At 65.5% G+C, this 23,162-nt stretch carries 19 protein-coding genes; 15 read left to right on the forward strand and 4 right to left on the reverse strand.

Features of this window, described 5'->3' with window-relative positions; genetic code table 11:
- Positions 1-89 precede the first annotated feature (89 nt).
- Entirely contained in the window at positions 90-560 is a 471-nt protein-coding gene (locus EV643_RS08640; protein ID WP_133799458.1) for a helix-turn-helix domain-containing protein, read from the reverse strand.
- Positions 561-1,339: 779 nt separating this feature from the next.
- On the opposite strand from EV643_RS08640, the gene EV643_RS08645 reads away from it, so the two are divergent.
- From EV643_RS08645 to EV643_RS08695, 11 genes are read left to right on the forward strand one after another with little or no spacing between them, the layout of a single operon-like run.
- Entirely contained in the window at positions 1,340-2,242 is a 903-nt protein-coding gene (locus EV643_RS08645; RefSeq protein ID WP_133799459.1) for a hypothetical protein, read from the forward strand.
- A 22-nt stretch (positions 2,243-2,264) separates the two neighbouring features.
- Positions 2,265-3,344, forward strand: coding sequence for a toprim domain-containing protein (locus EV643_RS08650; RefSeq protein WP_133799460.1), 1,080 nt, complete (start codon positions 2,265-2,267; stop codon positions 3,342-3,344).
- A 49-nt stretch (positions 3,345-3,393) separates the two neighbouring features.
- The gene (locus EV643_RS08655; RefSeq protein WP_133799461.1) at positions 3,394-4,119 is read left to right on the forward strand and encodes a hypothetical protein; all 726 of its coding nucleotides are present in this window, start codon (positions 3,394-3,396) and stop codon (positions 4,117-4,119) included.
- A gap of 36 nt (positions 4,120-4,155) precedes the next feature.
- The gene (locus EV643_RS08660; protein ID WP_133799462.1) at positions 4,156-4,941 is read left to right on the forward strand and encodes a hypothetical protein; all 786 of its coding nucleotides are present in this window, start codon (positions 4,156-4,158) and stop codon (positions 4,939-4,941) included.
- A complete protein-coding gene (locus EV643_RS08665; protein WP_133799463.1) occupies positions 4,938-5,492 on the forward strand; it encodes a CHAP domain-containing protein in 555 nt (184 codons plus the stop codon). Before EV643_RS08660 ends, EV643_RS08665 begins: the two co-directional genes overlap by 4 nt.
- A 17-nt stretch (positions 5,493-5,509) precedes the next feature.
- Positions 5,510-5,815 carry a DUF6112 family protein gene (locus EV643_RS08670; RefSeq protein ID WP_133799464.1) on the forward strand — a complete coding sequence of 102 codons (306 nt, stop codon included), beginning with the start codon at positions 5,510-5,512 and terminating at the stop codon, positions 5,813-5,815.
- A 15-nt stretch (positions 5,816-5,830) separates the two neighbouring features.
- Positions 5,831-7,060 (forward strand): TrbL/VirB6 family protein, encoded by a 1,230-nt coding sequence (locus EV643_RS08675; protein WP_133799465.1) that lies wholly within the window; start codon positions 5,831-5,833, stop codon positions 7,058-7,060.
- Positions 7,060-8,496, forward strand: coding sequence for an SCO6880 family protein (locus EV643_RS08680; RefSeq protein ID WP_133799466.1), 1,437 nt, complete (start codon positions 7,060-7,062; stop codon positions 8,494-8,496). The genes EV643_RS08675 and EV643_RS08680 overlap by 1 nt, the downstream gene beginning before the upstream one ends.
- The gene (locus EV643_RS08685; protein ID WP_238165455.1) at positions 8,496-9,911 is read left to right on the forward strand and encodes a putative type IV secretion/conjugal transfer ATPase; all 1,416 of its coding nucleotides are present in this window, start codon (positions 8,496-8,498) and stop codon (positions 9,909-9,911) included. The genes EV643_RS08680 and EV643_RS08685 overlap by 1 nt, the downstream gene beginning before the upstream one ends.
- A gap of 6 nt (positions 9,912-9,917) precedes the next feature.
- Complete coding sequence (locus EV643_RS08690; protein WP_133799467.1) at positions 9,918-11,669, forward strand: type IV secretory system conjugative DNA transfer family protein; 1,752 nt, start codon at positions 9,918-9,920, stop codon at positions 11,667-11,669.
- Positions 11,669-12,046, forward strand: a complete 378-nt coding sequence (locus EV643_RS08695; protein WP_133799468.1) for a hypothetical protein — start codon at positions 11,669-11,671, stop codon at positions 12,044-12,046. The genes EV643_RS08690 and EV643_RS08695 overlap by 1 nt, the downstream gene beginning before the upstream one ends.
- A 38-nt stretch (positions 12,047-12,084) precedes the next feature.
- Here the strand turns inward: EV643_RS08695 and EV643_RS08700 are convergent, their stop codons facing one another.
- Complete coding sequence (locus EV643_RS08700; protein WP_133799469.1) at positions 12,085-13,173, reverse strand: IS630 family transposase; 1,089 nt, start codon at positions 13,171-13,173, stop codon at positions 12,085-12,087.
- A gap of 291 nt (positions 13,174-13,464) precedes the next feature.
- Between EV643_RS08700 and EV643_RS44730 the strand changes: the two genes are divergently transcribed.
- From EV643_RS44730 to EV643_RS08710, 3 genes are all read left to right on the forward strand, one after another.
- Positions 13,465-13,824 (forward strand): helix-turn-helix domain-containing protein, encoded by a 360-nt coding sequence (locus EV643_RS44730; RefSeq protein WP_202869450.1) that lies wholly within the window; start codon positions 13,465-13,467, stop codon positions 13,822-13,824.
- Positions 13,713-14,495 carry an IS630 family transposase gene (locus EV643_RS08705; protein ID WP_202869451.1) on the forward strand — a complete coding sequence of 261 codons (783 nt, stop codon included), beginning with the start codon at positions 13,713-13,715 and terminating at the stop codon, positions 14,493-14,495. The genes EV643_RS44730 and EV643_RS08705 overlap by 112 nt, the downstream gene beginning before the upstream one ends.
- A 192-nt stretch (positions 14,496-14,687) precedes the next feature.
- Positions 14,688-16,613 carry a DUF8600 domain-containing protein gene (locus EV643_RS08710; RefSeq protein ID WP_133799470.1) on the forward strand — a complete coding sequence of 642 codons (1,926 nt, stop codon included), beginning with the start codon at positions 14,688-14,690 and terminating at the stop codon, positions 16,611-16,613.
- Between the two features lie 4 nt (positions 16,614-16,617).
- Here EV643_RS08710 and EV643_RS08715 read toward each other — a convergent pair whose 3' ends face one another.
- Together EV643_RS08715 and EV643_RS08720 are read right to left on the reverse strand one after the other, a co-directional pair.
- Entirely contained in the window at positions 16,618-17,166 is a 549-nt protein-coding gene (locus tag EV643_RS08715; protein WP_133799471.1) for a hypothetical protein, read from the reverse strand.
- The gene (locus tag EV643_RS08720) at positions 17,166-19,061 is read right to left on the reverse strand and encodes a patatin-like phospholipase family protein (RefSeq protein ID WP_133799472.1); all 1,896 of its coding nucleotides are present in this window, start codon (positions 19,059-19,061) and stop codon (positions 17,166-17,168) included. Before EV643_RS08720 ends, EV643_RS08715 begins: the two co-directional genes overlap by 1 nt.
- A gap of 318 nt (positions 19,062-19,379) precedes the next feature.
- Between EV643_RS08720 and EV643_RS08725 the strand changes: the two genes are divergently transcribed.
- Complete coding sequence (locus EV643_RS08725; RefSeq protein ID WP_133799473.1) at positions 19,380-22,406, forward strand: DEAD/DEAH box helicase; 3,027 nt, start codon at positions 19,380-19,382, stop codon at positions 22,404-22,406.
- Positions 22,407-23,162 lie beyond the last annotated feature (756 nt).

Genomic DNA, 23,162 nt, shown 5'->3' on the forward strand with positions numbered 1-23,162 from the left:
GCGCCGTACGGGGTGTCCACGCTCCGACCCACGTGCACGAGCGATCCGCTGAGAGCCCTCGCCGGATCGCCTGGAACCCGGATTCACTCTTAGGCCGTAGGACCGGCGCCCGATGGCCGGCCGCGGGGTCGGATGTGGCAGCCTGACTCGCGGAGCACGCGTGCGACCGTCCGATCTCCGACGCCGAAGTGTTTACGGAGCGTGTTCATCGACGACCCTTGCTCGTACAGCTGGGTGATCTCGATGATCTGGTCATCAGTGAGCTTGTGCGGTCGCCGCAGTTGGATGCCTGCCTGGCGTAGTGCGAGCCGGACAGTCTCTCCATCGACGTATAGCTTTGCACCGACCTGCTTGAGCGTCAGACCGCCTTCGTAGAGCCGGATTGCCTCATCAACGTCATCACCATGTAGCCCTCGTCGCCGCAGCTTGGCGCCGGCTTCCCGCAGTAGCTTCATGACACTGGCGTTACTCAGGTTGAAGTCCTTCTCCAGCTGAGTGCTCGGTGTCCCGGCTTCGTACTCCGCTACCAGTCGAGCTATCTGCTCACTATCCAGTCGCATGTCCAGCTTGTGGATGCGTCGCACTGGTCGCGTCGATGGTGGCGGAGACACCGGCTGCTCGGTTAGCTCAGGGACAAGATCAAGCAACCGTTTCACCTCCCACCGGAGGTGTGAATAGGCCTCCGTTAGGTCCACCAGAAGTTCCCAATACACACCGTGGTGCGTCTAGCCGTCATCCGGGCTGTTACGTCGCCAGCTCGACCGGACGAGCATGGGAGCCAACAGTGAGTTCAGGATGGCAGTGTCCGGTGGCGATGTAGCAGGGATAGTCCGTTGTCCTGGATCTGGTGATCCCGGTTCTGTGGAGTGCCACTCGAGGTGATCTTCGGTGGCATGGACACAGAGCGAGCGGTTGGCGGCAACGATACGGCGCATGATCCGGTGGCTGCTGTCGTGGATGGTCAGCAAGTGCCTGCGTGGTCAATCCGCAGGTTGATCGAGTTGGTCGACGAGGCGATTGATGCGGCAGGTGCGCAACTGGCACGTTCGGCTGGGCTGTGGGCCGATCCGTCGAGTGGGACGCCGGTGGTCGAGCAACCGCCTCTGAGCATTCCTCGCCGTCGTCCGGTTCGGCGTAGCGCGGCAGGTTCATCGCCGCCGACCGCCGGCTCGCTGACCGAGGACTTCACGGCCGAGTGTGGGCCTCAGTTGCCGTGATCGGCGTGCAAGCGATGGCTAGGACTCGGAGTCCTTGAAGCTGTGATCCGGGTTCTGGTGTGGTCGTTCTGAGGCGATCTTCGAGGCTGTGAGTTTGTCCACGGCCGTATCGGAGAGTCTCGATGAGTGATCAGGGTTTCATGATGTCCGCCGAGGAGCGGAGGCGGTTGCTGGACGCAAATGCCGCAGCCGCTCGGTATTTCCGGCGAGAGTTGCTTCGGGCAACGAATGGCTGGCCTGTGAAGTATCTGCAGTCGTGGGGTGTTGAGGAAGTCCTGTCGACCGACTCGGCCTGGAAGGTCGGGTACGCGCCGGGCACCTGGACGAATCTGGTGGATCACCTGCGAGCACAGGGGTTCGGGTTCGGAACGCTTGTTCGGGCAGGTTTGGTGACCTGGACGGAGGGTGGCGACGCGGTTGATCGGCACCGTGATCAGTTGATGTTCGTGGCCCGTGATCAGCGGTTGTCTCCGGTGGGGTTCGTTGGCATCAGCCAGGGTGGCCACGCACGGACAGTGAGTCCTGTGACCGCGGCTCATCGGCCGTCGAACGTTCTTGTCGGCGTCGAGGAGCAACTGAAGCTTCTCGAGAATGGTGCGATACCGGTGGTCGTCGACAGACCCGTGGACGCGATCGCGATCTCGGCGGTGAGCCGGTTGTCGTCCGGCCGGTGGGTAGGGATCCCGGTGTGTGGAGCTGGATTGTCGACGGCGCAGGCGAGGATGCTGCGTCGGTACAGTACGACCGACCAGGTCATCGTTGCGCTGTCGGGTGACGAGCCGCAGCGTAACCAGGCCGCCGGCTACCTGCTGGATCTCGCGTTCTTCTTCGATCGAGTGCGAGCCGTTGGAATCCCAGCCGGGTACACGCCCGCCTCGCTCGTGCTGACCGACGGTGGGCCGGGCCACCTGCGGGATGTGCTGTCGGCAGCCCGTCCGCTGATGACCTATCGCAACACCGTGAGTCGCCGCATCGCGTCCCCGGCCCTCGATTCGGATCCGCCAGACCGCGGCCCCGGCCTGTGAGGTGGCGTGGAGCTTGATGGCAATGACCGGTCACCAGCATCTCGTCGAGGCGAATTCGGTTGCGGCTCAGTTCTTCCGGCAGGAGTTGCTGAAGCGACCGGATGGTTGGGCTGCCGAGCACCTGAGGGAGCGACGCCTGGAAGCGGCAGTGGCCCCTGATTCGGGTTGGTGTGTCGGGTACGCGCCGGACGGGTGGTCGCGCCTTGTCGGGCATCTTCGACGCGCCGGCTTCGACGACCGAACGATCGTAGCGGCCGGTCTGGCATCACCGACGTCGAACGGCTACCTGATCGACCGCTTCCGCGACCGCGTCACCTTCGTTGCCCACGACATCGACCTGAAGCCGGTCGGGTTCATCGGCCGCGGTCGCGCCGGCCGGGTGAGGTACCTGAATACGCCGAACACGGACATCTATGCCAAGGGCAAGTCGCTGGTGGGGCTCGATGCTCAGTTGGTGCGGCTCGAGGCCGGTGCGGTTCCGGTTGTCGTTGAGGGGACGATGGATGCGCTGGCTGTCAGCCTTGCGGGTGGCGAGTGGGCCGGTGTGGCTTGTTGCGGTACGGCGATCACGCGCGAGCAGGTCCTGATCCTCAAACGCCATGCGCGAGTGGATGTGGCGATCGTCGCGCTGGATGGCAACCTGGCCGGCCGCACCGGCGCGGTACGGAGCCTTGATGTTTTGTCGTCGGCGTTCGGGCAGGTCCTGGTCGCAGAGTTTCCTGATGAGCACGATCCAGCGTCATTGTTCGCGGCCGAACCGGGCCGCCTGCGGTCCGCGCTGAGTTCGCCGCGGTCGCTGATCGATTTCGCGATCGACGTGGAGCTCTCTCGGTGGAGCAGGGTCCTTGACCACATAAGTGGGCAGGTCAACGCCGTACGGGCCGTGGCTCCGCTGGTCGCTCGGCTGCCTGCCGGCCGGGTGGCTGGGGAGATCGCCAGGCTGTCGCGGAAGTTGGGACTGGAGGAGCAGGTCGTGTCGCGCGAGGTGCTCGCGGTGGTCGGTCTGCGGGATGAGCAGCGGGCGACGCGGCGGCGGATGAGTTATCGATCGGCCGACGCGGAGGCAGGTGCCGATCCGCCGGATCTTCCCAGGACTCCTTGATTCCGGAATCCAGGTTCTGGTTCGAGGCAACGGCCAGCAGATTGATGCCATGGATGTTGATCTGGAGGTTCTCATCGCTGAGGCGGCTTCTTCGGGGTGGGCGCCGGGGCCGTCGCGGAGGTTGGCCGACGGGATCGAGTCCCGGATCGTCGTGCCGTTGTCGAGTCGGCTGCGGGCCGCCCTCGGGCATGATGAGGCCGCACAGTTAGCCAGAGTGATCGCGTGGGAAAGGTGCCTCGAGCTCGCGGTCAACCCGCCCGAGGCCGGTGTGTCGTGGGGCTATCTCGCCAACTTGGTTAGGTGGCGGTTGAAGGACGCGGTGCGATCCGAGCTGCTCCGTCGCCAGCGGCATCCGCTGTGTCGGCAGCCTCCGGATCGCGCGATCGTGCAGCAGTTGTCACTGGGATCTCACCTCGAACGGATCATCTCGGAGCTGGAGCTGGAAGGCCTGCCGGCTACCACCGGTCGACGGCTGACTGGAGTTGCCGCGGATGGACCGCCGTACTACCGCGCGGCCATCATCGCCAGGCTCCGTCACGCAGGAGCGTCGGGTGAGCAGGCCGAAGGCCTGGCCTGGTTGCTGCGAGGCGGCGCGGGCGGAGCGTCGGCGCTGGCGAGGCTCGCGCAAGGGCAGAAACCCGAGGAGGTCTTCACGGACCCCGTCGTACGGCGCTGGGTCTGGGCCGCTGCCGGCCGTGACCTGCGGTTTTTCGGCCGGCCAAGCCGCCTCGGCCACCGCCGAGCGGCTGGGCTGGCTCGCCTCAGAGCTGCCTGACGAAAAGTCTCCGGACCTCAACCGTTGAGGCCCGGTATGACGCACAACCACGAGGAAGTACGCCGCCACCACTGGCTCATCCGGTACTACCGCGCGCAGCTCAGGTTCGAACTGCGTGTCCTCACCGCGTTGCGGATCATCCCGGCGCCGATCGCTGCTGCCGTGTTCGCGTGGCTGCGCCGTACTGAAATCCCGAAGAGAGGAACTGACGTGAACCAGTCGATCCGATCGAAGATCGTGATCCCCATCGTGATCCTGCTGGCGGTCACTGCGCTGGCCTTGGCGCTGGTCGCTCGCTGGCAGGTCTCCCCGGAACAGCCCTCCGGTATGCCGGGCTCCGCCGGCACTCCGGTCCCCGGAGAGGTCGAGGACACCGCGGCGCGGTTGGAGGCGTGGAAACGACCGACGACGACCGATGCGAAGGAGTTCGCCATCGCGTATGCCCGGGCGATCTGGACCTACGACACCACCCGGCACAGCTTCTACGACTGGGAGGACGCGGTCAGCGTGTACGCCGACCCGACCGGCGCGGCGCCGCGGGTCGCCAAGAGTCTTCTGCCGCGGTGGTCGGAGTGGAAGCAGCTCGAGCTCCACAAGGCGCATGCCAGCGTCGACGGCATTACGGCTGAGACCACACCGGAGCTGGAGGCGATGGCGCGAGAGCCGGGCGCCCGGAAGGGATGGCGAGGCTTCGTGATCCGTGGGAAGCAGACCACCGTCCTGGACAACGAGACCACGGTCACTGAGCGGCAGGCCGCGGTCGGGATCGTGTGTGCGTCGATCTGCAAGTTCTGGTCCGCGACCGCGCAAGTTTCGCCGTGATCGGCAAGATGGCGCTGGCCGGCTGCCTGCTGGCGACTGGTCTGGGTCTGGTCGCTCCGCTCGCCATCGCGGCAGGCGGATCCGACACCTGCGTGGCAACGCCTACCGAAGCGCCGCCGACGGACTGCCGGAAGCCGATCGATACCGATACGCGCGACATTCCTGGTGCGGACGAGGCTGTCGCGCGGGCATTGCGACTGGTCGGTGGCCACGGCTACTACCAGCTGTGCGCCCGACTGGCGGCGAACATCTGGGGCCGGCCGCGAGCCGGGTACTTCTCGGCCGCCGAGCAGTGGCGCCAGATGGTTGCCGCCGGCAACGCTCGTGCCGGCGACCGGAAGCCGCCGGTCGGCGCGCTCGTGTTCTGGGAGACCGGAGGACCGTACGGGCACGTGGCGGTGTACGTCGGCGACGGTCGAGTCGTCTCCAACGACATCGGCGACCGGGTCCCCGGCGAAGGCGGCGTGTACCTCGTCGCGTTCGGGCTCATCGAGTCCCAATGGAGCGCGACCTACCTCGGCTGGGCGCCGCCGATCTACTCGACTACCTGACCACGAAGGACTTCCACGTGCGTACAGATTCCATTCGACGGCTGGTCATCCTTCAGGATCCAGGGATCAGCCCGAACAGCGATGGGCTTCCGGGGCTGGGCGCTCTTCGGCAGCTGGTTGGGGCGCTCCTGACGTTCAGCCTCGTGATCTGCGTAGCGGCGTTCGTCATCTCCGCAGCCGCCTGGGCGATGGGCAGCTTCAACAACAACGCTCACTACGCCGGCAAGGGCAAGACCGGCTGCCTAGTGGCGGCGGGAGCCGCGATTCTCATCGGCTCGGCCAACGGGCTCATCCGCTTCTTCAGCAGCATCAACATCGGTTGATCGAGGAGGATGATCGTGGCCTGGTCCGAATGTCTTCTCGACCCTGCAAGCTGCCTCGTATCGGCGGGCACGGACGCCGTCACAGACTCGTGGTGGAACTCGTTCCTGAGCTGGATGGCGCGCGGCTTGACCGACCTGACGTCGTACGTGTTCCAGGCCTTCAGTCTGAGTACGGCGCCTCGTTTCGATCAGCAGTGGTGGCGAGACAACCTCGAGTTGATGGTCGCCATCTCACTGCCACTGCTGGTCGGGGTGTTCGTGCTGCAATGTGTGTCGGCCGCGGTACGGCGCGAGCCCAGTCGTCTGGGCCATGCGGTCATGGGTGCGCTGCTGGGCACCGCCGGCGTACCGCTTGCTGTTGCGGCCGTGGCCTCATGCGGCCGGGCCGTCGACGAGATCTCCACCGCGATCCTCGGCAACCAGGCAACCGCGGACGGCCTGAAGCGCATGGTCGACATCAGCGCACTGCTCACCGCGGACACGCTCGGCGGGTTCGCCCTGACGGCCGTCCTGCTCGCGCTCCTGGCGTCCATCTCGCTGTACTTCGTGATGCTGATCCGCGAGGTCGCGATCGTCGCCTTCGTCGTATTCGCGCCCATCGCGATGGCGAGCTGGACGTGGTCGGCGACCAGGCACTGGCTGCGTCGCTGGATCGAGGTCGTGGGTGCGTTGCTGTTCTCCAAGGTTGCGATGGCGGTCATCTTCACGCTCGGGCTCTCGGCGACCGGCAACACCGACGCGAACGGCGAAGCCAGCATCGGGACGTTCCTGACCGGGATCCTGCTGGTCGCGATGGCGGCCTTCGCGCCGTTGGCGACGTTCTCGTTCATTCACTGGGCAGGCGATCAAGGCAGTGCGGCGGCCTATTCGTTGAAGCAGGGCACCGCGGGTCCGTCGGCGTTGCGGGAACGCGTCGAGCAGGCACAGCAGTGGGGTGCGCACCACTTCGGCGGATCCGGCGGCAACGACTCGGGACCGGTCGTCGGTAGCGACAACGATCCAGAAGACGACAAGGCCACCGACGATTCGTCGGCCGGCACAGGTTGGACACCGGATCAAGGTCAGTCAAGCGGCGGCCCGGACGCAGACGCTGCCACCTCGCCGTCCCCTGAGCCGGCAGCGGGCGGCCAAGCCTCGACGGCGATCGCCGTGGCCACCAGTCAGATCTCGGTCGATGGATCCGGCCAGCCCGGCCAGCAGGCAGACGACACAGGCGACCGGGACAACCAGGGCGGTGGAAGCTGATGGCGACTCCCAGCACGCTGTCGACACGATTCCCGCGGCCAGAGCGGAACGCCGTACTCCTCGGTCTTCGACCCCTCCAGGTTGTGCTGCTGCTCATCGCCGTGATCGCCACGACGATCTCGATCGCCGGCCAACTGCCGTCCGTGGCGAAGCTCGGCGGTCTCACGGTGGCGGCGATCTGCGGTGCCGTCGGGTTCGCCCGAGCCGAGGAGATTCCGATGTACCGCTGGCTCGTCCTTCGAGGTGCTCATGTTCTGCGGTCGCTGCGCAAGCAGCGATCGTTCCGGGCCCGAGTGACGGACCCGGTGAGCCACGGAACCCTGCAACTGCCCGGCGAGGGCAGCGCACTGCGAATCTTGACGGCGAGCTCGTCGATTGGTGTTGTCCACGACCCGCGGCGCCGCCGGCTGATTGCAGTCGCCAAGATCGAAGGTCCCGCCCATCTGCTGCAGAACTCCGATGAGCAGGACCGGCGCGTCACGGAGTACGGACGCTTGATAGCGGGCCTGTGCCAGGGCAACAGGATCGCCCGCGCGCAGATCCTCGAACGCACGCTGCCCGATCCCGGCGACGAACTGGGGGAGTGGGCGAGGAAACGCAAGGTCGATCCGCGTACGCCGGCCGGCGCGATCTACACCGATCTCTTGGAGCAGGCCGCGCCGGCTCCGGCGAAGCACGAGACCTTGTTCAGCTTCGCGGTGAACCTCGACGCCGTCTCGCGCGAGATCCGCAAATATGGCGGCGGCATCGCCGGCGCAACCGCGGTGCTCGAGTCCGAGGCACGGGCCTTCCAGACCTCACTGGCTGCGGCTGGGGTGGCTGGCTGCTGGCTCAGCGCGGCCGAGCTCGCCATGAGCCTTCGGGTGGCCTTCGACCCGGGCGCGACCCGCACTGTTCCGAGCCCTGACGGTCTCGATGCGGCAGATGCGGGTCCGTTGGCAGTCGACATCGCGTGGGATCACCTGCGGACGGACTCCTCGTTCCACCGCGTGTACGTTGTCACGGAGTGGCCGCGGATCAGGACCACGCCGTCGTTTCTCAGTCCGTTGTTGCTGAAGCCCGGGATCCGGCGGACGTTCTCGCTGGTCCTGCAGCCGATCCCGATCGCCAAGGCGTTGCGCGATGCCCGGCGGCACCGGGTCGAACGCGTCACGGACCGAGCCACTCGCGCCAAGATCGGTCAGCTGGAGACCGAGGAGGATCGCCAGCACGACGCCGACGTCGCCCAGCGCGAACGGGATCTGGCAGCCGGCCACGGCGACGTACGGTGGCTCGGCCTCGTCGCGGTCTCCGCCGACACCGAGGAATCCCTCGACGAGGCGTGCATGGAGATCGAGATCGCGGCCACCCAGGCGCTGCTCGACCTGCGACGCCTGGTCGGCCAACAGCTTGAAGGGTTCATGGCAGCCGCGCTTCCGTTCGGGATCGGACTCTGATGGCGAGACGACAGTCCGGGTACTACGAGCCGGTCGGCGCCGATCGCGAGACCCGGCGCGCCAACCGCAAGGCGTCGTGCGGTGGTCAACCTGCGCCCAAGGAACAAGCTAACGATCTCGAGGCGAAGGTACCGTACGACGGACGCCGCTTGCGGCTGCTGGTCGACGCTCATCGTGCCACGACCAGGATCCTGCGGGTTGCCTATCCGTTCCTCGCCGAGGGAGGGCTCGGTGCCAACGGCACCTACATCGGCGCCGACGTGTTCAGCGGTGGGTCGTTCGTCTACGACCCGTGGGTGCTGTACCAATCACGCGTCATCACCAACCCGAACGTGCTGCTCGCCGGGGTGATCGGCAGCGGCAAGTCGACAACAGCAAAGGCACTCATCACCCGTTCCATTGCCCTCGGCCACAAGGCCTACATTCCCTGCGATCCCAAGGGTGAATGGACACCGGTCGCCAACGCGATGGGTGGGGCTGCGATCAAGCTCGGTCCCGGACTGCCGACCCGGCTCAACCCGCTCGACGCCGGCCAACGCCCGGCCCTGGTCGACAGCGACGAGTGGGAGCGGATTGTCTGGTCGCGCCGCCGTGCTCTGCTGGGCACCCTGGCCGAGTCCACACTGGGACGCCCACTCGCCGCGGTAGAGCACACCGCCCTCGACCTCGCGCTGGAGACCGTCTCGAGCCAGGTCGAGTCGCCGACCATCCCCGATGTCGTCGTTGCCCTGTTCACCCCCGACCCTGCCTGGGCAGACCGGGCAGGCCTGAAGACCATAAGCCTCAGCACCGACGGACGCGAGGTCGCCCACGCGATCCGACGCCTGGTGCACGGCGACCTGTCCGGGATGTTCGACGGGCCGTCGACGACCGAGTTCGACCCGATGCTGCCGATTGTCACGCTCGACTCGTCGTGGCTGGGAACCGGCGCAAACGACCAGGCGCTGCGCCTCACACTGGCCTGTGCGTCGTCCTGGCTGGAGGCCGCAGTCGCGGATCCCGCGGGCGGCAACCGGTACATCGTGTACGACGAGGGCTGGCGTGTCATGCGAGACCCGGCGCTGCTCCGCCGGATGCAGGAGCAGTGGAAGCTGTCCCGCGCTTGGGGAGTCTCCAACATCCTCATCGTCCACCGGCTGTCCGACCTGGCCGCCGTCGGCGACCTCGGATCCGAAGCACGCGGCCTGGCCGAAGGGCTCCTCGCCGACTGCTCCACCAGAATCATGCTCCGCCAGGAACCCGATCAACTCGCCCAGACCGCCAGCCTGCTCGGCCTCACCGACGTAGAGATCGCGACCATCGCGAAGCTCCCGAAAGGCCGAGCACTGTGGCGGCTGCCGAATCGGTCGTTCGTCGTACAGCTGGTCCGCCACGCCCGCGAGGTCGAACTCTTCGATACCGACGCCCGGATGTGACACGCCATGAATCAGCGACCGCCACGAGACCTGACCGACATGATCTTCATCGCCGGGGGAGTGCTCTTCGCCTGTGCCGGTGTGCTGTACCTGGCCGGCGGCCTCGCCAGTCAGCTGACCAGGGGGCAATGGGTCGCGTCGCCGTGGATCGATGCGCTGCGGGTTCCGTTGCACCCGGGCGACCCGGCGGTGGCCTTTGGGCTCAACGCCGCCCAGCTGAGCCCGGCGGCGTACTGGATCGTGCTCGTGCTGCTGATTGCCGCACCGGCTGCAGTTGCCTACCTGGCCCTCAGGCTGTGGCATGCCAAGCGGGCGACAGCGGCGAATCGCGCCCGCGCGCTTGCGGGCCGTCCGGGATTGGCCACGAAGGCCGATGTCGAGGCCGCGGTCGGACGCCGACACGTCGTACGAAGAGGACGCTCGGCCCGACCACAGGCGCCGACCAGGTCCCCGGCCGACGTCGGAACCCTCCTCGGCCACTCCCGTGGCCGGGAATGCTGGGCCTCCGTCGAGGACTCGATCATCGACGTCGGCCCACCACGATCCGGGAAAGGCCTCCACCAGATCATCGGCGCCATCATCGACGCACCCGGAGCCGTCGTCACCACCTCCACTCGGCCCGACAACCTCACAGCGACCCTCGAACTGCGCCGGGCAATCGGGCCCGTCGCGGTCTTCGATCCACAAGGACTCGCCAAAGGAGAAGGGATCCGGTGGTCACCCGTCCGCGGGTGCGAGAACCCCACCACCGCGATGGTGCGTGCCAGCGGACTCGCCGCCGGCGCAGGTTTCACCAAAGGCGGCGTCACCGATGGGGCCTTCTGGCACGGCCAAACCGAGATGGCGCTCCGCGGTCTCCTGCACGCCGCCGCCATTGACGACGCCGGAATCGCCCAGCTTTACCGGTGGGGTCTCGAACCAGCCTCCGCCATCGAAGCGGTCACCATTCTCAACCGCTCCACGATCGCCGCCGAAGGCTGGGGCGACACGCTCGACGGCATCGTACGCATGGACGGCCGAACCCGCGACGCCATCTGGGCCGGCGTCCGCTCAGCCCTGTCCGCGCTCGCCGACCCCGCCGTACGCAAGGCCTTCGACCCGCCACCCGGCGAAGAACTTGACCCGGCCACCTTCATCCGAGACCGCGGCACCATCTACCTCCTTGGCACCGGTGCCGGTGCCGGCGCCACATCCTCCTTCATAGCCGCACTCCTGGAAGACATCACCGAATCAGCCCGCCAAATCGCCGCCCGGAACCCCGGCGGCCGCCTCGAACCTCCACTGGCATTGGTGCTGGACGAGATCGCCAACCTCTGCGCCGTACCATCCCTGCCATCCCTCATGGCCGACGGCGGTGGAACCGGAATCACCACCCGAGTCGTCATCCAGTCCCTGGCTCAGGCGAGAGACAAATGGGGCGAACAAGCCGCAGCCGCCATGTGGGACGCCGCCACCCTCCGCCTCATCCTCGGCGGCTCCGCCCAACCCCGCGACCTCCAAGACCTCGCCGCCGTCTGCGGCGAACGCGACGAAGAAATCCGCAACTGGACTCGCGGCGCAGACGGCGGCCGCACCATCTCCACCAGCACCCGCCGAATCCCCATCCTCCCACCCGACGTCATCCGCACCCTCCCCTTCGGCACCGGCATCCTGCTCGCCCGCACCGCCCCACCCATCCTCCTCAAGATGACCGCCTGGACCGACAGGCCGGACGCCGACGAGATCCGTCGCAGCATCGACCGCGTGGGTAGCCGCTGATGGACCCGAACGACGAACTGGTCAGAGCACTCGCCCTTGCCGTCGGCACCGATCCGTACGTCGTCTCCTGGCGCGACCTCGACACGACCCGCACCCGCGAAGAACTAGAACGCCTCAGCGAATGGGTCAACTGGGCCATCCACCGCTACCGCCTCGACCACAAAGTCATCCCTCCCTGCTGGCCCGAACACGGCGCCCTCACCGAAGAACTCTCCGCCCTCCGCACCTTCTGGGAAGCCTGCTACCAAGAAGACGCCGCCCCCTCCGACCCCCTCGCCTTCCACCGCGACCTAACCCTCGCCCTCCGCCGCCTCCGGGACTGGAGCTCCCTCCTAGGCTGCACCCGAACTAACCACCGCCCCGAACGAGTCGACTAAGTAGCAGTTGCCGGTCACGGCACATGGCTAGTGCCTCGTCAAGCAACGTTGGGTAGGTAATCGGGTCGGCAGATCTTGGAGTCGATGGCGAAGTGGCGTTTGGGTTGGGCGCGTTTGTTGCGCCAGCGGACGTAGCTGGCGATCGCGTTCTCCTGGGCGGTGTGGCTGGGGTAGTCGCTGCCGTCGAGGGTGAAGTACCGCAGCGCGGTGAACTCGACCTCGATCCAGTTCAACCAGGATGCGTTGCTCGGGGTGAACACCAGCTCGATGCCGTTGGCCTGGCACCAGGTGGCGACCTCGGTCTTCTTGTGGGGCGAGAAGTTGTCGCACACGATGTACAGCTTGCCGGCCGGGAACCGGTCCCGGAGCTGCTTGAGGAAGCCGAGGAACTCCTGCCAGCGCTTGCGATCCCGGAACCGGTAGAACATCTGCCCGGTGGCCAGATCCAAGGCGGCGAACATGTGCCGGACGCCGCCGGTGCGGTTGAACGTAGCCCGCAGCCGCGCCGGGCGTCCGGTGGGAAACCAGCCTCTGCCGGGGCGGGGCTGGAGGTTCAGCGGGCCGAACTCGTCGACGCAGATCACCCGCCCATCGCCCGGCGGGTGATCGTACAGATCCAGAACGCGGGCCATCTTCTGGGCGAAGTCCGGATCCTTGCTGGCCTTCCAGGTCTTGGTCGCCTGCCACCTGATGCCCGCGTCCCGCAGGATCTTGCGGACCGACTCGGCGCTGATGTTGATCTTCTTGCGCTCGGCCAGGTACTCGACCAGCTTCGACAGGCTCCAGGTCGTGAACGGGCGACCGAGCTCTTGCGGCGGGGTTTTGGCGATCCGGCAGACGGTCTCACGAACCGGGGGGCCGAACCTCGCCGGACGGCCCCCGCTCCATTTTGGGTCCAGCGCCGCGAACCCCTGCTCGTTGAACGCGTGGATCACCTCCCGCGCGTATTGAGCCGACGCCGCGAACATCTCCGCAGCCTCCGACGCGCTGCGACCCTGAAACGACGCCAACACGATCCCGGCACGACGAAGCCGCACCCGATCCCGTGCCGTCCGCGTGATCTTCACCAACCGCTGCGCTTCCGCCGGTTCCAACGAACGCACGAACACCTCAGGCTGTCGAGCCATCACCACCTCCGACAGCAAGCCTTCAGACCTGCCACCGGACCAGTCAACCCGACACGATTACAACGCCAACGTTTCTTGGAGAGGCACTAGTAGCGTGTCGCTGCTTAGGTCTGGGGTGTCTGGTTGGGAGGTTAGAGGTCGGCAGATCTTCCTTCCCCTCTGCCAGACAGGACTGTTGTCGTGGGCTCGCAGGTGAAGCGTCCGGTCAGGTTGGCTGACACGGATCGTGAATGGCTGGTTCGGGTGACCACGACGGGGGTGCATCCGGCCGCGGTGATCAGGCGGGCGCGGGTGCTGCTCGCGCTGGATACCTCGGTGGGTGAGGTCGATTCGCAGGAGGTGATCGCGGCCCGGGTTGGTGTCTCGACCGAGATGCTGCGGCTGGTCGCTCAGCGGTTCGCTGAGACCGGCGGCGATGTGGACGCCACGATCTCGCGCAAGCAGCGGGAGCATCCGCCGGTGCCCTCTCCGGTGACCGGCGAGGTCGAGGCCCGGCTGATCGCGCTGGCGTGCTCGCAGCCACCCAAGGGCTATACACGGTGGTCGCTGCGGTTGCTGGAAAAGCATGTCGCGCTGGTCGAGGACATTCCGGACCTGGATCACTCCACCATCGGGCGGGTGTTAAAAAAACGAGGCTGCGTCCTCATCTGAAGAAGTGCTGGACCATCCCGCCCACGGCGAACGCGCAGTTCGCCGCCGCGATGGAAGACGTTCTCGCGGTCTATGCCCGCCCCCACGACGCTGCCAGGCCGGTGGTGTGCATGGACGAGAAGCCCTACCAGCTCCTCGGCCACGCCCGCGACCCGATCCCCGCCACACCGGGACAGGACCTGAAGGAAGACAGCGAGTACGTCCGCCGCGGCACCTGCTCGATCTTCTGCTGGGTCGAGCCGCTGGCCGGATGGCGGCGCGTCGACGCCCAACCACAGCGAACCAGGACCGACTGGGCCCACCAGGTCGAACGGCTCCTGACCCTCGACTACCCCGACGCCGAGAAGGTGGTGCTGGTGATGGACAACCTCAACACCCACACCATCGGATCGCTCTATGAGGCGTTCGATCCGGCCAAGGCGTTCGCGTTGGCGCAGCGACTCGAGATCCACCACACCCCGAAACACGGCTCCTGGCTCAACATCGCCGAGATCGAACTCTCCGCACTCACCCGCCAATGCCTGGACCGCCGGCTCGACGACCTCGCAGTACTGAACACCGAACTCGCCGCCTGGCAGCAAGCCACCAACACCGCCCAACGTCAGGTCGACTGGCAGTTCACCACCCAAGACGCACGCATCAAACTCCGCCACCTATACCCCAACAATTAGACGCGACGGTCTACTAGCTACGAACTAGCCACCATAACGACGAGTCATCGACTCGGGCCTCCTCGGCTCCCAACACTCCTCCACCTTGGCATCTGCGGGTGATCGCGGCATAGTGTCGCGTGGGGGAGCGAACGGCCGCGCTGACGAGCGTGGGTTGGTCGGCGCTCGCAGTATTCGATTGTGGGGGGCCACATGACGGCTGGGCGGGTTGTGTTGGATGCGCAGGCGCTCTGGCAACGACTGGTCGAGGGGGAATATCTCCGTCCGAAGACGTACGACGCTGATCTGCTCGATCAGTTGCCGCTGGCAATGGGGCTGCCGTCCGGCCAAGCGATCGAGGTCGCGCTTGCCGGTGTCCCGGCGCAAGATCTCGTCCGGTGCTTGCTTGAAATCGCCGAGCCCTTCGCGGAGATGTTGGCTGATCTCCTGCGACTGTATGCGGAAGTAGGTGCACGTACCGCGGACCGGGAGAATCTACGGCTGAAGTTCGACTTCGGCAACGGCCATCCGCTCGACCTTCTCTTGAGCGCGTTCCGGGAGCAGGTGGAGCACATCCAGCGAGTCGTGGTCGCGCGACAGGCACGCATTTGGACAGCCGAGACCCTGTGGGACCTACGCGCGATGGTTGATCGCCAACCGGGCTCGCCTCCAGTCGACCACGAGCAGTTTCGCGTGTGGAAGACGGAATACGACGACAGACGGTGGCCAACTAGTGTCCCGCGACCGGATGACACGGGCATCGCAGCGGCCGACGAGGTCGTCAGGCGTTGCGTCGGAGTGGTCGAGTTGTTCCTGCATGATGCGAGGCGCTTGGCGGACGATCGCAACATCCCAGCCGCGAGGTGGGTCGCTGCTTCGGAGGATGCTCTGCCGCCGGCGCCGGGGGTCGTCCTTTCGCTCCGCGATGTGGCCTGGGCCGACAGCGACCACTGGCCAGCGGCGATGCTCGAGGGCCTGTTCCGGTTTGCCGATGTGGTGCGCGAGCATGCGGCTACCGATCGAGATGCCGCCGAGCGCTTCGCCGCTGAGGTGGCTGGAGTTGTCGGTGATCACATCAGCGCCCAGCCGCAGACGAGTCTGAACGTCGAGGAAGACGTCAACCGGTTAGTCGATCTGTTGAGCCTTCCGGTCTGGGGAAAACGGCACGAGATGTACTCGGCATGGGTGCTCACGGAGATCGTGGCCGCCATCGGCGTCAACCGAATCACGGTTCACGTCGTGGGCGGTGTCTTGGAGTTCAACTTTGCAGGCAGTCACCTCGCAACCATTTCCACTGCGGAAGGCCCGGTGGAGTTGTGGGCCGAACTGCGGTCGGCGTATGCGAAACCTGTCGGCCACGGACGTTCCAACGCCATCCAGCCTGACTATAGGATCAGCAGGCCACCAGTTACTGCGCCGGCGAGCGCATTGCTTGCCGTTGAATGCAAACAGTACTGGCAGAGTGTGCGTAAGAACGTCGCGGACGCGCTGGCCGACTACGCCGGCGGCCTCCCTAAGGCCCACGTTGTGGTCGCCTCGCACGGCAAGGTCAGCGATGCAGTCATGGACAAGCTCACGCCCGACCAACGTGACCGATCGATCGCTGTCTCCGGACTCCGACCGAATGCAGGGGCACCGAACACCATCTTTCGACGCACTATTGCCGCCAAACTGCCGGCGAGACCACCCGAACCCGCCGAAGGCGGCGGGATAGCGCCGTCAACCCCACTCACCATCACCTTGACCTGGCCGAAGGTGGGTGTCGACCTCGACCTGCACGCGTGGATGCATTGGCCGGATGGTTCGAGCCAAGAGGTCAACTACAACACTCGCGGAGAGCCGTCGGCATCTCCAGCCTGGCTGGACCGCGACGACCGCGACGGCAGAGCGCCAGAGTGCATCACCGTCAGCAGTCCCGTGACCGCGGCCGACGTCTGGGTACATGCATTCGGTGGGGTAGAGGGCGTCGCACTATCGGGAGCGACAGTCTCCCTGCGTGGGCCGCGGATCGACGTCACCGTTCCTTGCCCGTCTGCCGGTCCAGGCGAAGCGACCCATGAATGGTGGCATGTGGCAACAGTTCGTGGCGGGGCAGCGGTCGAGATCGTCGGGCAGTTGGATGGCGCCGGGCCGAGCTAGATCATTAGGCCGTCCCGACGGCTGTCAGGACGACAGGTACGGCGACGATGATCAGCCAGGTGATGGCGAAGGCGATCAGGGTGAACTTGGTGAGGGCACAGATCTGTCCTGCGCGTGTTTGGGGCTGGAGGTCGTTCGTGGCGTCGTCGGCTGCGGAGAGGGCGGAGAGCAAGAGCAGGTCCTCCGCGATATCGAGCACGCCCGCCAGTACGGCGGCGATGGCAACAGCCAGCCCGATCCCCTCCGCCCAGTGCCACGTCTGGTTTCCGATAGTGTCTGCCGAGACCCAGGCGGGAATCGCGAGCAGTCCTACGTAGCCGATGATGAACGGGAAGTCGGCATAGAGGTTCCGCTTGGCTGCGTGACGACCGGCGAGGCCCCACATGGTGAGGATCTCGCGTGACTTCGCAGTGGTTCCGGCCAGTTCGAAGGCGACGATGCCGGGTCCGCCGGTTTGGCGGAGTGTGGCTGCTTGTTGGGCCATTGACCGGCTTGCCAGCAGCAGGACGAGTCCGCTGGCGACGAGGCCAGCGACCCAGGATGCGGTGAACATCATTGCCTGGGCAGGAGCCGCAGGAGCGGTTTCGGTCGTGGGACGCTGCCTGCGCTCGGTGGGTGCTTCTGTTGAGCTGAGTTGCGTGCATGCTGCATGAGCTTGTCGGTCAGGTCCCTTTCGCGCGTCGTCATCATTGGTCCACTGATGGGGTATCTCTTTGTTCTTGGGCCGTGCTGCGCAACGAAGTCGTGGTAGCCATCGGGTGGGCAGTAGTCGCTGTACATTCTGGTCAGCGCGTCGTCGATCTCCGACATCGCCACCCGGTACCTGATCCAGCGGTGCTGGTCGAAGTCGAAGTCGTCGAATAGTTTGGCCGCCTCGGCGCCGCGGTTTGCCAGGTCCTCGATCACCGTCGACGGCATCTTGAGGTTGATCCCACCCTCGCCGTGTCGTTGCCGGACGACGGCGATGCGGTCACGGAAGCCAGGCATGGTGATCTGGGTGTTGTCGACCCAGTTCTGCATGGTGCGCACCACAGCGGCCAGGAAGCTCGGTACCGAGGTGATCGGATAGCTCGGCGGCAGCATGCCACTGGCGCCGGCGGACGGTCGCCAGACGGGTGCGTCGAAGTCGGGATGAGCTTGGCTGAGGTTGATCCCGAACGTTGGACGGGTTGGCCAGTGCGTATCGAAGAAGTGCATGGGGAAGTTGCTGGAGATGCCGCCGTCGGAGAACCAGACCTCGATCAGCTTCCGCTTGCCGGATTGCCGAGTCCAGTCGACACAGTACAGCGGGACCGCGCTGATCAGGCCGGGGAAGCTCAGGCTGATTCGGGCTGCCACGACGACAGGCAGGTCCCAGGCGTTCGGTACGGCGTACACCGCGCTGCCGCCGTGGTGGGGGCACTTCATTGAGATGTTCACTTTGACCTGCCCGGTGCTGTCGATCTTGTCGGCCGCTGCTGCAGAGCACTGGACCATGTGGTTGACGATGCTGTCCGGGAAGTACGTGCGCAAACATTCGCAGCAGAAAAAGAAGGTTCGGTCGCTGAACGGGAACTTGTACGGTCGGCGATGGGTCAGGTTGGTCGTCATCACCTCGAGGTCGATGGCACGCTCCTTCGCGGCCAGGATCCTCTCCTCCGGCAGTACGCGCCGCTTGGTTTTGTCCTTAGCCGCGATCACCTGCTGCATTGCGACCGCCTGCGGACCCCACAGATGTCCGATGGTCAGCGGGCCGGTGCCTGGTGCCAGGCCGGCGAGGGAGTCGATCTGGGCGCTGAGCCAATCGGTCAGCGGAGCCTGGCCGACGCTCGGGTCGGTGCTGTGGCCGTCGCAGAGTCCGTAGCCATTGGCAACAATTTTCCTGAGGGTTCTTCTGCAGAAGACGACAGCCGCGACCACGAACCCAACCGCAAGCGCTCCCGGGAGCCAGACCACGGTGCCCGCAGCGACGCCGAGCCAGTCGCGCAGGCCGTGCGGTGCGCCTCGGCTCGTGACCGTGACGGCGAACCCCGGAACCAATAGAAGCAGCGTCACGGATGCGAGAACTATGCTCGTGCGCCTGACGACCTGCAGCAGCGACGCCCACACCTTCCGGCTGGTGGACCACGCCGGTTCGAGCCAGGCCGACAGGATCGAGAACGCCGGCTTCGTACCGGGCGACGGCTGGAAGAGCCCTGAGAGGTTGGCCCCCAGTTCCGTCGGAATGTCCTGCAATGCGGCAAAGCCACCTTGGCCCCGGCCATACTCGGCGGCGGCCGTCAACGCGGCGGCGATCGCGCCGGCTGAAGCACCACCGACCCGACGGAGCCGATAGGTCTCCGAGAGTTTCGTAGCGGCGCGCGGATAGATGACTCCGCTGCTGATGCCGCCCTTCATGATCAAGTCGCAGTCGCGAAGTGGCAGTCCACCGACTGCGGCCGTGGCATGCGTGTCGCCTTGTTCAGCCATTTGAATTCCCCCTTGAGCAGAAGTTGGGCCGCGGCTGGATCGCGATTGGCCCGCTGTTCCTCCCCAGCCCCAGACTGCGCTCTGCTCGCAATCCGGTCAACGTCCCGCGTTGGTTCTCGGAGTCCGCTCGGGCCGGCCCGGTCTCCATCGGTTCCGCTTTCATGTGCTTCAGGCCTTGAGATAGTTGATCTGGTGCAGAAAGCATTGCCTCGGGATCTGCCGACGCCCGCCCGAGCTGACATCGCAATAGATGACACATTGTTACCTGGTGCGGTCCAACCATGGCGTTTTGGCGATTTGCTGGGCACCATGCTCAGCATGGCGGACCACTATTCGGCCGAGGCGGCCAGCTTTCGTCTGTTCTCTCGACCCGGCGTGCCTTCGTGGCGTGAGGCGCAGCTAGGTGCGCTCGGTGCTTTGCTGGCGCACTGGTCGATTCATGACAGTCAAGCGGCCCTTGTTGCAATTCCTACGGGAAGCGGTAAGAGCGCGATTGCGACTGCCGTGCCGTACTTGTTGCGTGCCCGTCGCGTGTTGGTCGTCGTGCCGAGCAAGCAGCTGCGCGAACAGTTGGCAGCATCTTTCGAAGGTGAAGACGTCCTTCGAAGGATCGATGCACTCGACGGCGAATGTCGCGCGCGGCCGAAGGTCGTCGAGGTGAGAGGAAGGAAACTGCATTGGGAGGACCTGGCTGAGGCCGATGTAGTCGTTGCACTGCCGGATTCGATCAGCCCCGTGCACCACGAGGGACACCTTCCACCGCGCGATCTGTTCGACGTCATTGTGGTGGACGAAGCACATCACGCTCCCGCGCCCACCTGGCGGGCGATCCTGGATTACTGGACGGACGCGCGAGGAGTGCTCCTGAGTGCCACACCTCGGCGCAGGGATGGCCAGCGCCTGCCTGGCGACGTTGTTTTTCACTACCCGCTGAGGCGAGCGATTGAAGACGGTGCCTACAAGCCGGTTGTGTCGGACGTGTTACCAATGCCCGTTCCCGGGACGAAGTCCGCTTGTGATGACGCCATCGTCGCCCGGATCCTGCAACTACTCGCGCAGCCCGAGCACGGGAGCAGCGCGCTCCTCGTACGAGCAGAGTCGGAGCGGCGCGCTCGCGAACTTGCAGAGATTTACAGTGCGGCGGGACAACCGGTTGAGGTACTTGTCTCTCGACTGCCCGAACGTGAGAAGTCCCGGATCGTGGAGGGCTTGCAAACGGGCTCGATCCGCGCGGTAGCGGTGGTCGGCATGCTCGGTGAAGGCTTTGACCTGGCGCGGCTACGGCTGGCCGCCTATCACGACAAGCACAAGTCCTTGAGCTCCACTGTTCAGTTGATAGGACGGCTGGTGCGTCCCAGCCCGCGGTTCCCCCAGCCTTCCGTGTTGGTGACCGTCCAGGACACCGACGTGTACCCGGCACTGAGGGGTGCGGTGAAGTCGCTGTGGGAGGAAGACAGTGACTGGTCCGTCCTGCTTCCGAGGATTGCAGACGACCAGATTGAACGCACGGTTGCTGACCGTCGGTTCGCCGAGCGGCTCGAAGCTGCGCCGGCAGAGTTGGCTGTCGACGCGATCCATCCGATGGTCGCAGCCAGGGTTTACGAAGCGCGCCAGAACGATTGGAAACCATGCTTCGTGAACGGCGATCTCCCGGATGCCATCGCCGTCGGCCGGATGCTGCGAGGCAAGCAGATCTACTACGCATCCGTTACACCGGACCAGCAGACGCTCATGGTAATCACTCAAGCCGCGACAGGCCCGAGATGGCACATGGATCCCGGACTTGACAGCCACGAATACGAACTTCACCTGATTACCTGGGTTCCGGCAAAGAAGAGCCATGAGCAGGGACTCCTGCTGGTCAACGGCGAGAACGGCCAGGTCACCAACGAACTGTTGAAGGCACTCGGCGTTGAGCGTGAACACTTGCGGATCGCCGATCCCGCGCTTCTGCAAGGCGCCTTCGACACACTTCCCCGACTCTCGGTGTCCAACGTCGGCGTGCGAAACACCTATGCCGGAGGCCGAGGTGCGCCCACATACAAAACCTTCGCGGGCAGTGGAGTCGACCGCGGACTCAGAGAAGCAGACACAGCTCAAGCCGCGATCGGTCACGCGATGGCCCAGGTAGAAGAGGAAAATTCAACCTACACCACAGGTATTGCGACCGCGAAGGCCAAGTTCTGGGAAGCGCGCAACGTCCCACTCCGCCTGTATCAGGACCTCCTGAACGACTTCGCGGAGCGCTACTGGTCGACCGAGCTCGCGGCGAACCCGCTTCTACCCGATGTTGCGCGCGGGCTGCGCCTGGCCAAGTTTCCGTCCGGCGACGTGGTCCTGGTTGAGCTCAACCCCGATCTGATCGGTCGCGGCTGGACTGTGGCGAACGGGACACCGCTGGAAACTGTTGACATCGAGCTGGACACCAGCGCCGCCAGGACCGCCGACGTCTTTCCGCTCAAGGCGACAGATCAACTTCGAAATGAAGTGATCTGGCGTGGTCACCAGGATGTTCTCGGAGACTTCCATGACGCCCAAGACACGCCTCCGTGCATAGCGCAGCGCGGCTGGGCAACGAGGAGATCCTTCTCGGAACTCCTGGATCTGCAGCCACCGAACATCTATTTCTATGATGGCACGACTGTCCACGGCGGGTTGAAGTACGAGCCAGTCTCGCCCATGAGGACGTTGCCTTCGGTGAAGACTCTCAAGCCGAGTTGGGCAGGCGTCGACATCACCGCCGAGACCGACGCCACTGCTGCGGAGCACGGCAATGGAATCTCGGTCCAAAGTGCGGTCGCTGACCAGATCGCGGCAACGCCGACGTCGTACGCGCGGCGCTGGATACTGGGCAACGATGGTGGTGGCGAGCTGGCAGACGTCATCGTCCTGGAGGTAGATCACGGCAGACGGGCAAGGATCGCTCTATGGCACGTCAAGCCGGCAGGCACAGCAACTCCAGCGGTTCGAGTGAGCGAGATGCAGGTGGTTGTGGCACAGGCCATCAAGAGTCGCCGCTGGCTCACCGACCTCTCTCTATGGGAGGAGATGGGCAAGAGGCTGACTGGCGAGGCAAGCCCACGACTTACGATCATCGAAGGCAGTGAACGGCTTCTCCGCGTGCTTCTCGGCATAAACCCGGCGCATCGGTCATGGGCGCTGAACCAGAACACTCGGCTCGTGCGCGGCGAGGTGGTGATCGTGCAGCCTGGACTCTCCTGGGCCGCGCTGCAGAACCGCTTGGGCCATGCTGATCTCAGTGCGCAGCAGGTGCGCGACCTGCTAGCTGTGTTCGATGACGCGGTCGGGCAGAGAGGGGGAACGACCGTTGTTTGTTCGGACTAGCGTTAGTCGATGAATAGACGCAGAGTCAGCCGGCATGCCGGAGCGCGACCGAGTCGGTGTCGGCGTAGTCCGCGAGAGTCGATACGCCAGCGCGGCTGGCGAACGCCGTATCTGCACTCGCATGTACGGCGTGCTACCTGAGCCATCTGTTATCCGGTTGGCATGGCTCCTCCGTTACTCTGGGGGACGTAGGCGTGGACGGGTGCAGGTCGAACGTCACCCGTGCCGGAGCCGCCGGGTCGTACCTGATCGGGATTCGCCGCCCCGCGTGCGGAACCGCTCCGGTGAGCGGAAACTGCACGTCGGTTTGAATGAGTGACGTGCCGACCGAGAAGCGGACCCGCAGGAACGTGCGATTACCGGCACGCAGCGTCGAGCTCACCTCAGCGTTCAACCGGCGCCAGTGTGCGAGCTCGATGTCTGAGTTCGAACTGTCACCACGTCCGGCAGTCCGGCTGAAGATGACCGGCACGCCGACTGCCACACCTAACCCGGCGAAAACTATGAGCTCGCCAGCCGCCAGCCGTCTGCACCTCCTCTGGCGGACAGTGTCACGGCTCCGAGCCGGGTGCGAACTTCCAGGTGAGCGTCGAGACCAGCCACCGTCCTTCTGCGTCCGGATCCAGTCCTAGGGTCACAGCACGAGCATTGGAACGCCGATGTAACGTCGCGCTCCACTTCGGCAATGTTTGCACCGGGGCTTATGGGCCGTCTTCAAGAGGTTGCCGGTGACGGCTGGCCTCGGGCGGTCCGCGG

It is taken from the genome of Kribbella caucasensis, assembly GCF_004361855.1.
Lineage (GTDB): Bacteria > Actinomycetota > Actinomycetes > Propionibacteriales > Kribbellaceae > Kribbella > Kribbella caucasensis.

What these genes read in the sequence shown, in the direction of transcription:
- EV643_RS08640 (WP_133799458.1), bottom strand. Translation starts at nt 560, where the DNA reads ATGCGACTGGATAGTGAGCAGATAGCTCGACTGGTAGCGGAGTACGAA.
- EV643_RS08645 (WP_133799459.1), top strand. Translation starts at nt 1,340, where the DNA reads ATGAGTGATCAGGGTTTCATGATGTCCGCCGAGGAGCGGAGGCGGTTG.
- EV643_RS08650 (WP_133799460.1), top strand. Translation starts at nt 2,265, where the DNA reads ATGACCGGTCACCAGCATCTCGTCGAGGCGAATTCGGTTGCGGCTCAG.
- EV643_RS08655 (WP_133799461.1), top strand. Translation starts at nt 3,394, where the DNA reads ATGGATGTTGATCTGGAGGTTCTCATCGCTGAGGCGGCTTCTTCGGGG.
- EV643_RS08660 (WP_133799462.1), top strand. Translation starts at nt 4,156, where the DNA reads ATGACGCACAACCACGAGGAAGTACGCCGCCACCACTGGCTCATCCGG.
- EV643_RS08680 (WP_133799466.1), top strand. Translation starts at nt 7,060, where the DNA reads ATGGCGACTCCCAGCACGCTGTCGACACGATTCCCGCGGCCAGAGCGG.
- EV643_RS08685 (WP_238165455.1), top strand. Translation starts at nt 8,496, where the DNA reads ATGGCGAGACGACAGTCCGGGTACTACGAGCCGGTCGGCGCCGATCGC.
- EV643_RS08690 (WP_133799467.1), top strand. Translation starts at nt 9,918, where the DNA reads ATGAATCAGCGACCGCCACGAGACCTGACCGACATGATCTTCATCGCC.
- EV643_RS08695 (WP_133799468.1), top strand. Translation starts at nt 11,669, where the DNA reads ATGGACCCGAACGACGAACTGGTCAGAGCACTCGCCCTTGCCGTCGGC.
- EV643_RS08700 (WP_133799469.1), bottom strand. Translation starts at nt 13,173, where the DNA reads ATGGCTCGACAGCCTGAGGTGTTCGTGCGTTCGTTGGAACCGGCGGAA.
- EV643_RS08710 (WP_133799470.1), top strand. Translation starts at nt 14,688, where the DNA reads ATGACGGCTGGGCGGGTTGTGTTGGATGCGCAGGCGCTCTGGCAACGA.
- EV643_RS08715 (WP_133799471.1), bottom strand. Translation starts at nt 17,166, where the DNA reads ATGTTCACCGCATCCTGGGTCGCTGGCCTCGTCGCCAGCGGACTCGTC.
- EV643_RS08720 (WP_133799472.1), bottom strand. Translation starts at nt 19,061, where the DNA reads ATGGCTGAACAAGGCGACACGCATGCCACGGCCGCAGTCGGTGGACTG.
- EV643_RS08725 (WP_133799473.1), top strand. Translation starts at nt 19,380, where the DNA reads ATGGCGGACCACTATTCGGCCGAGGCGGCCAGCTTTCGTCTGTTCTCT.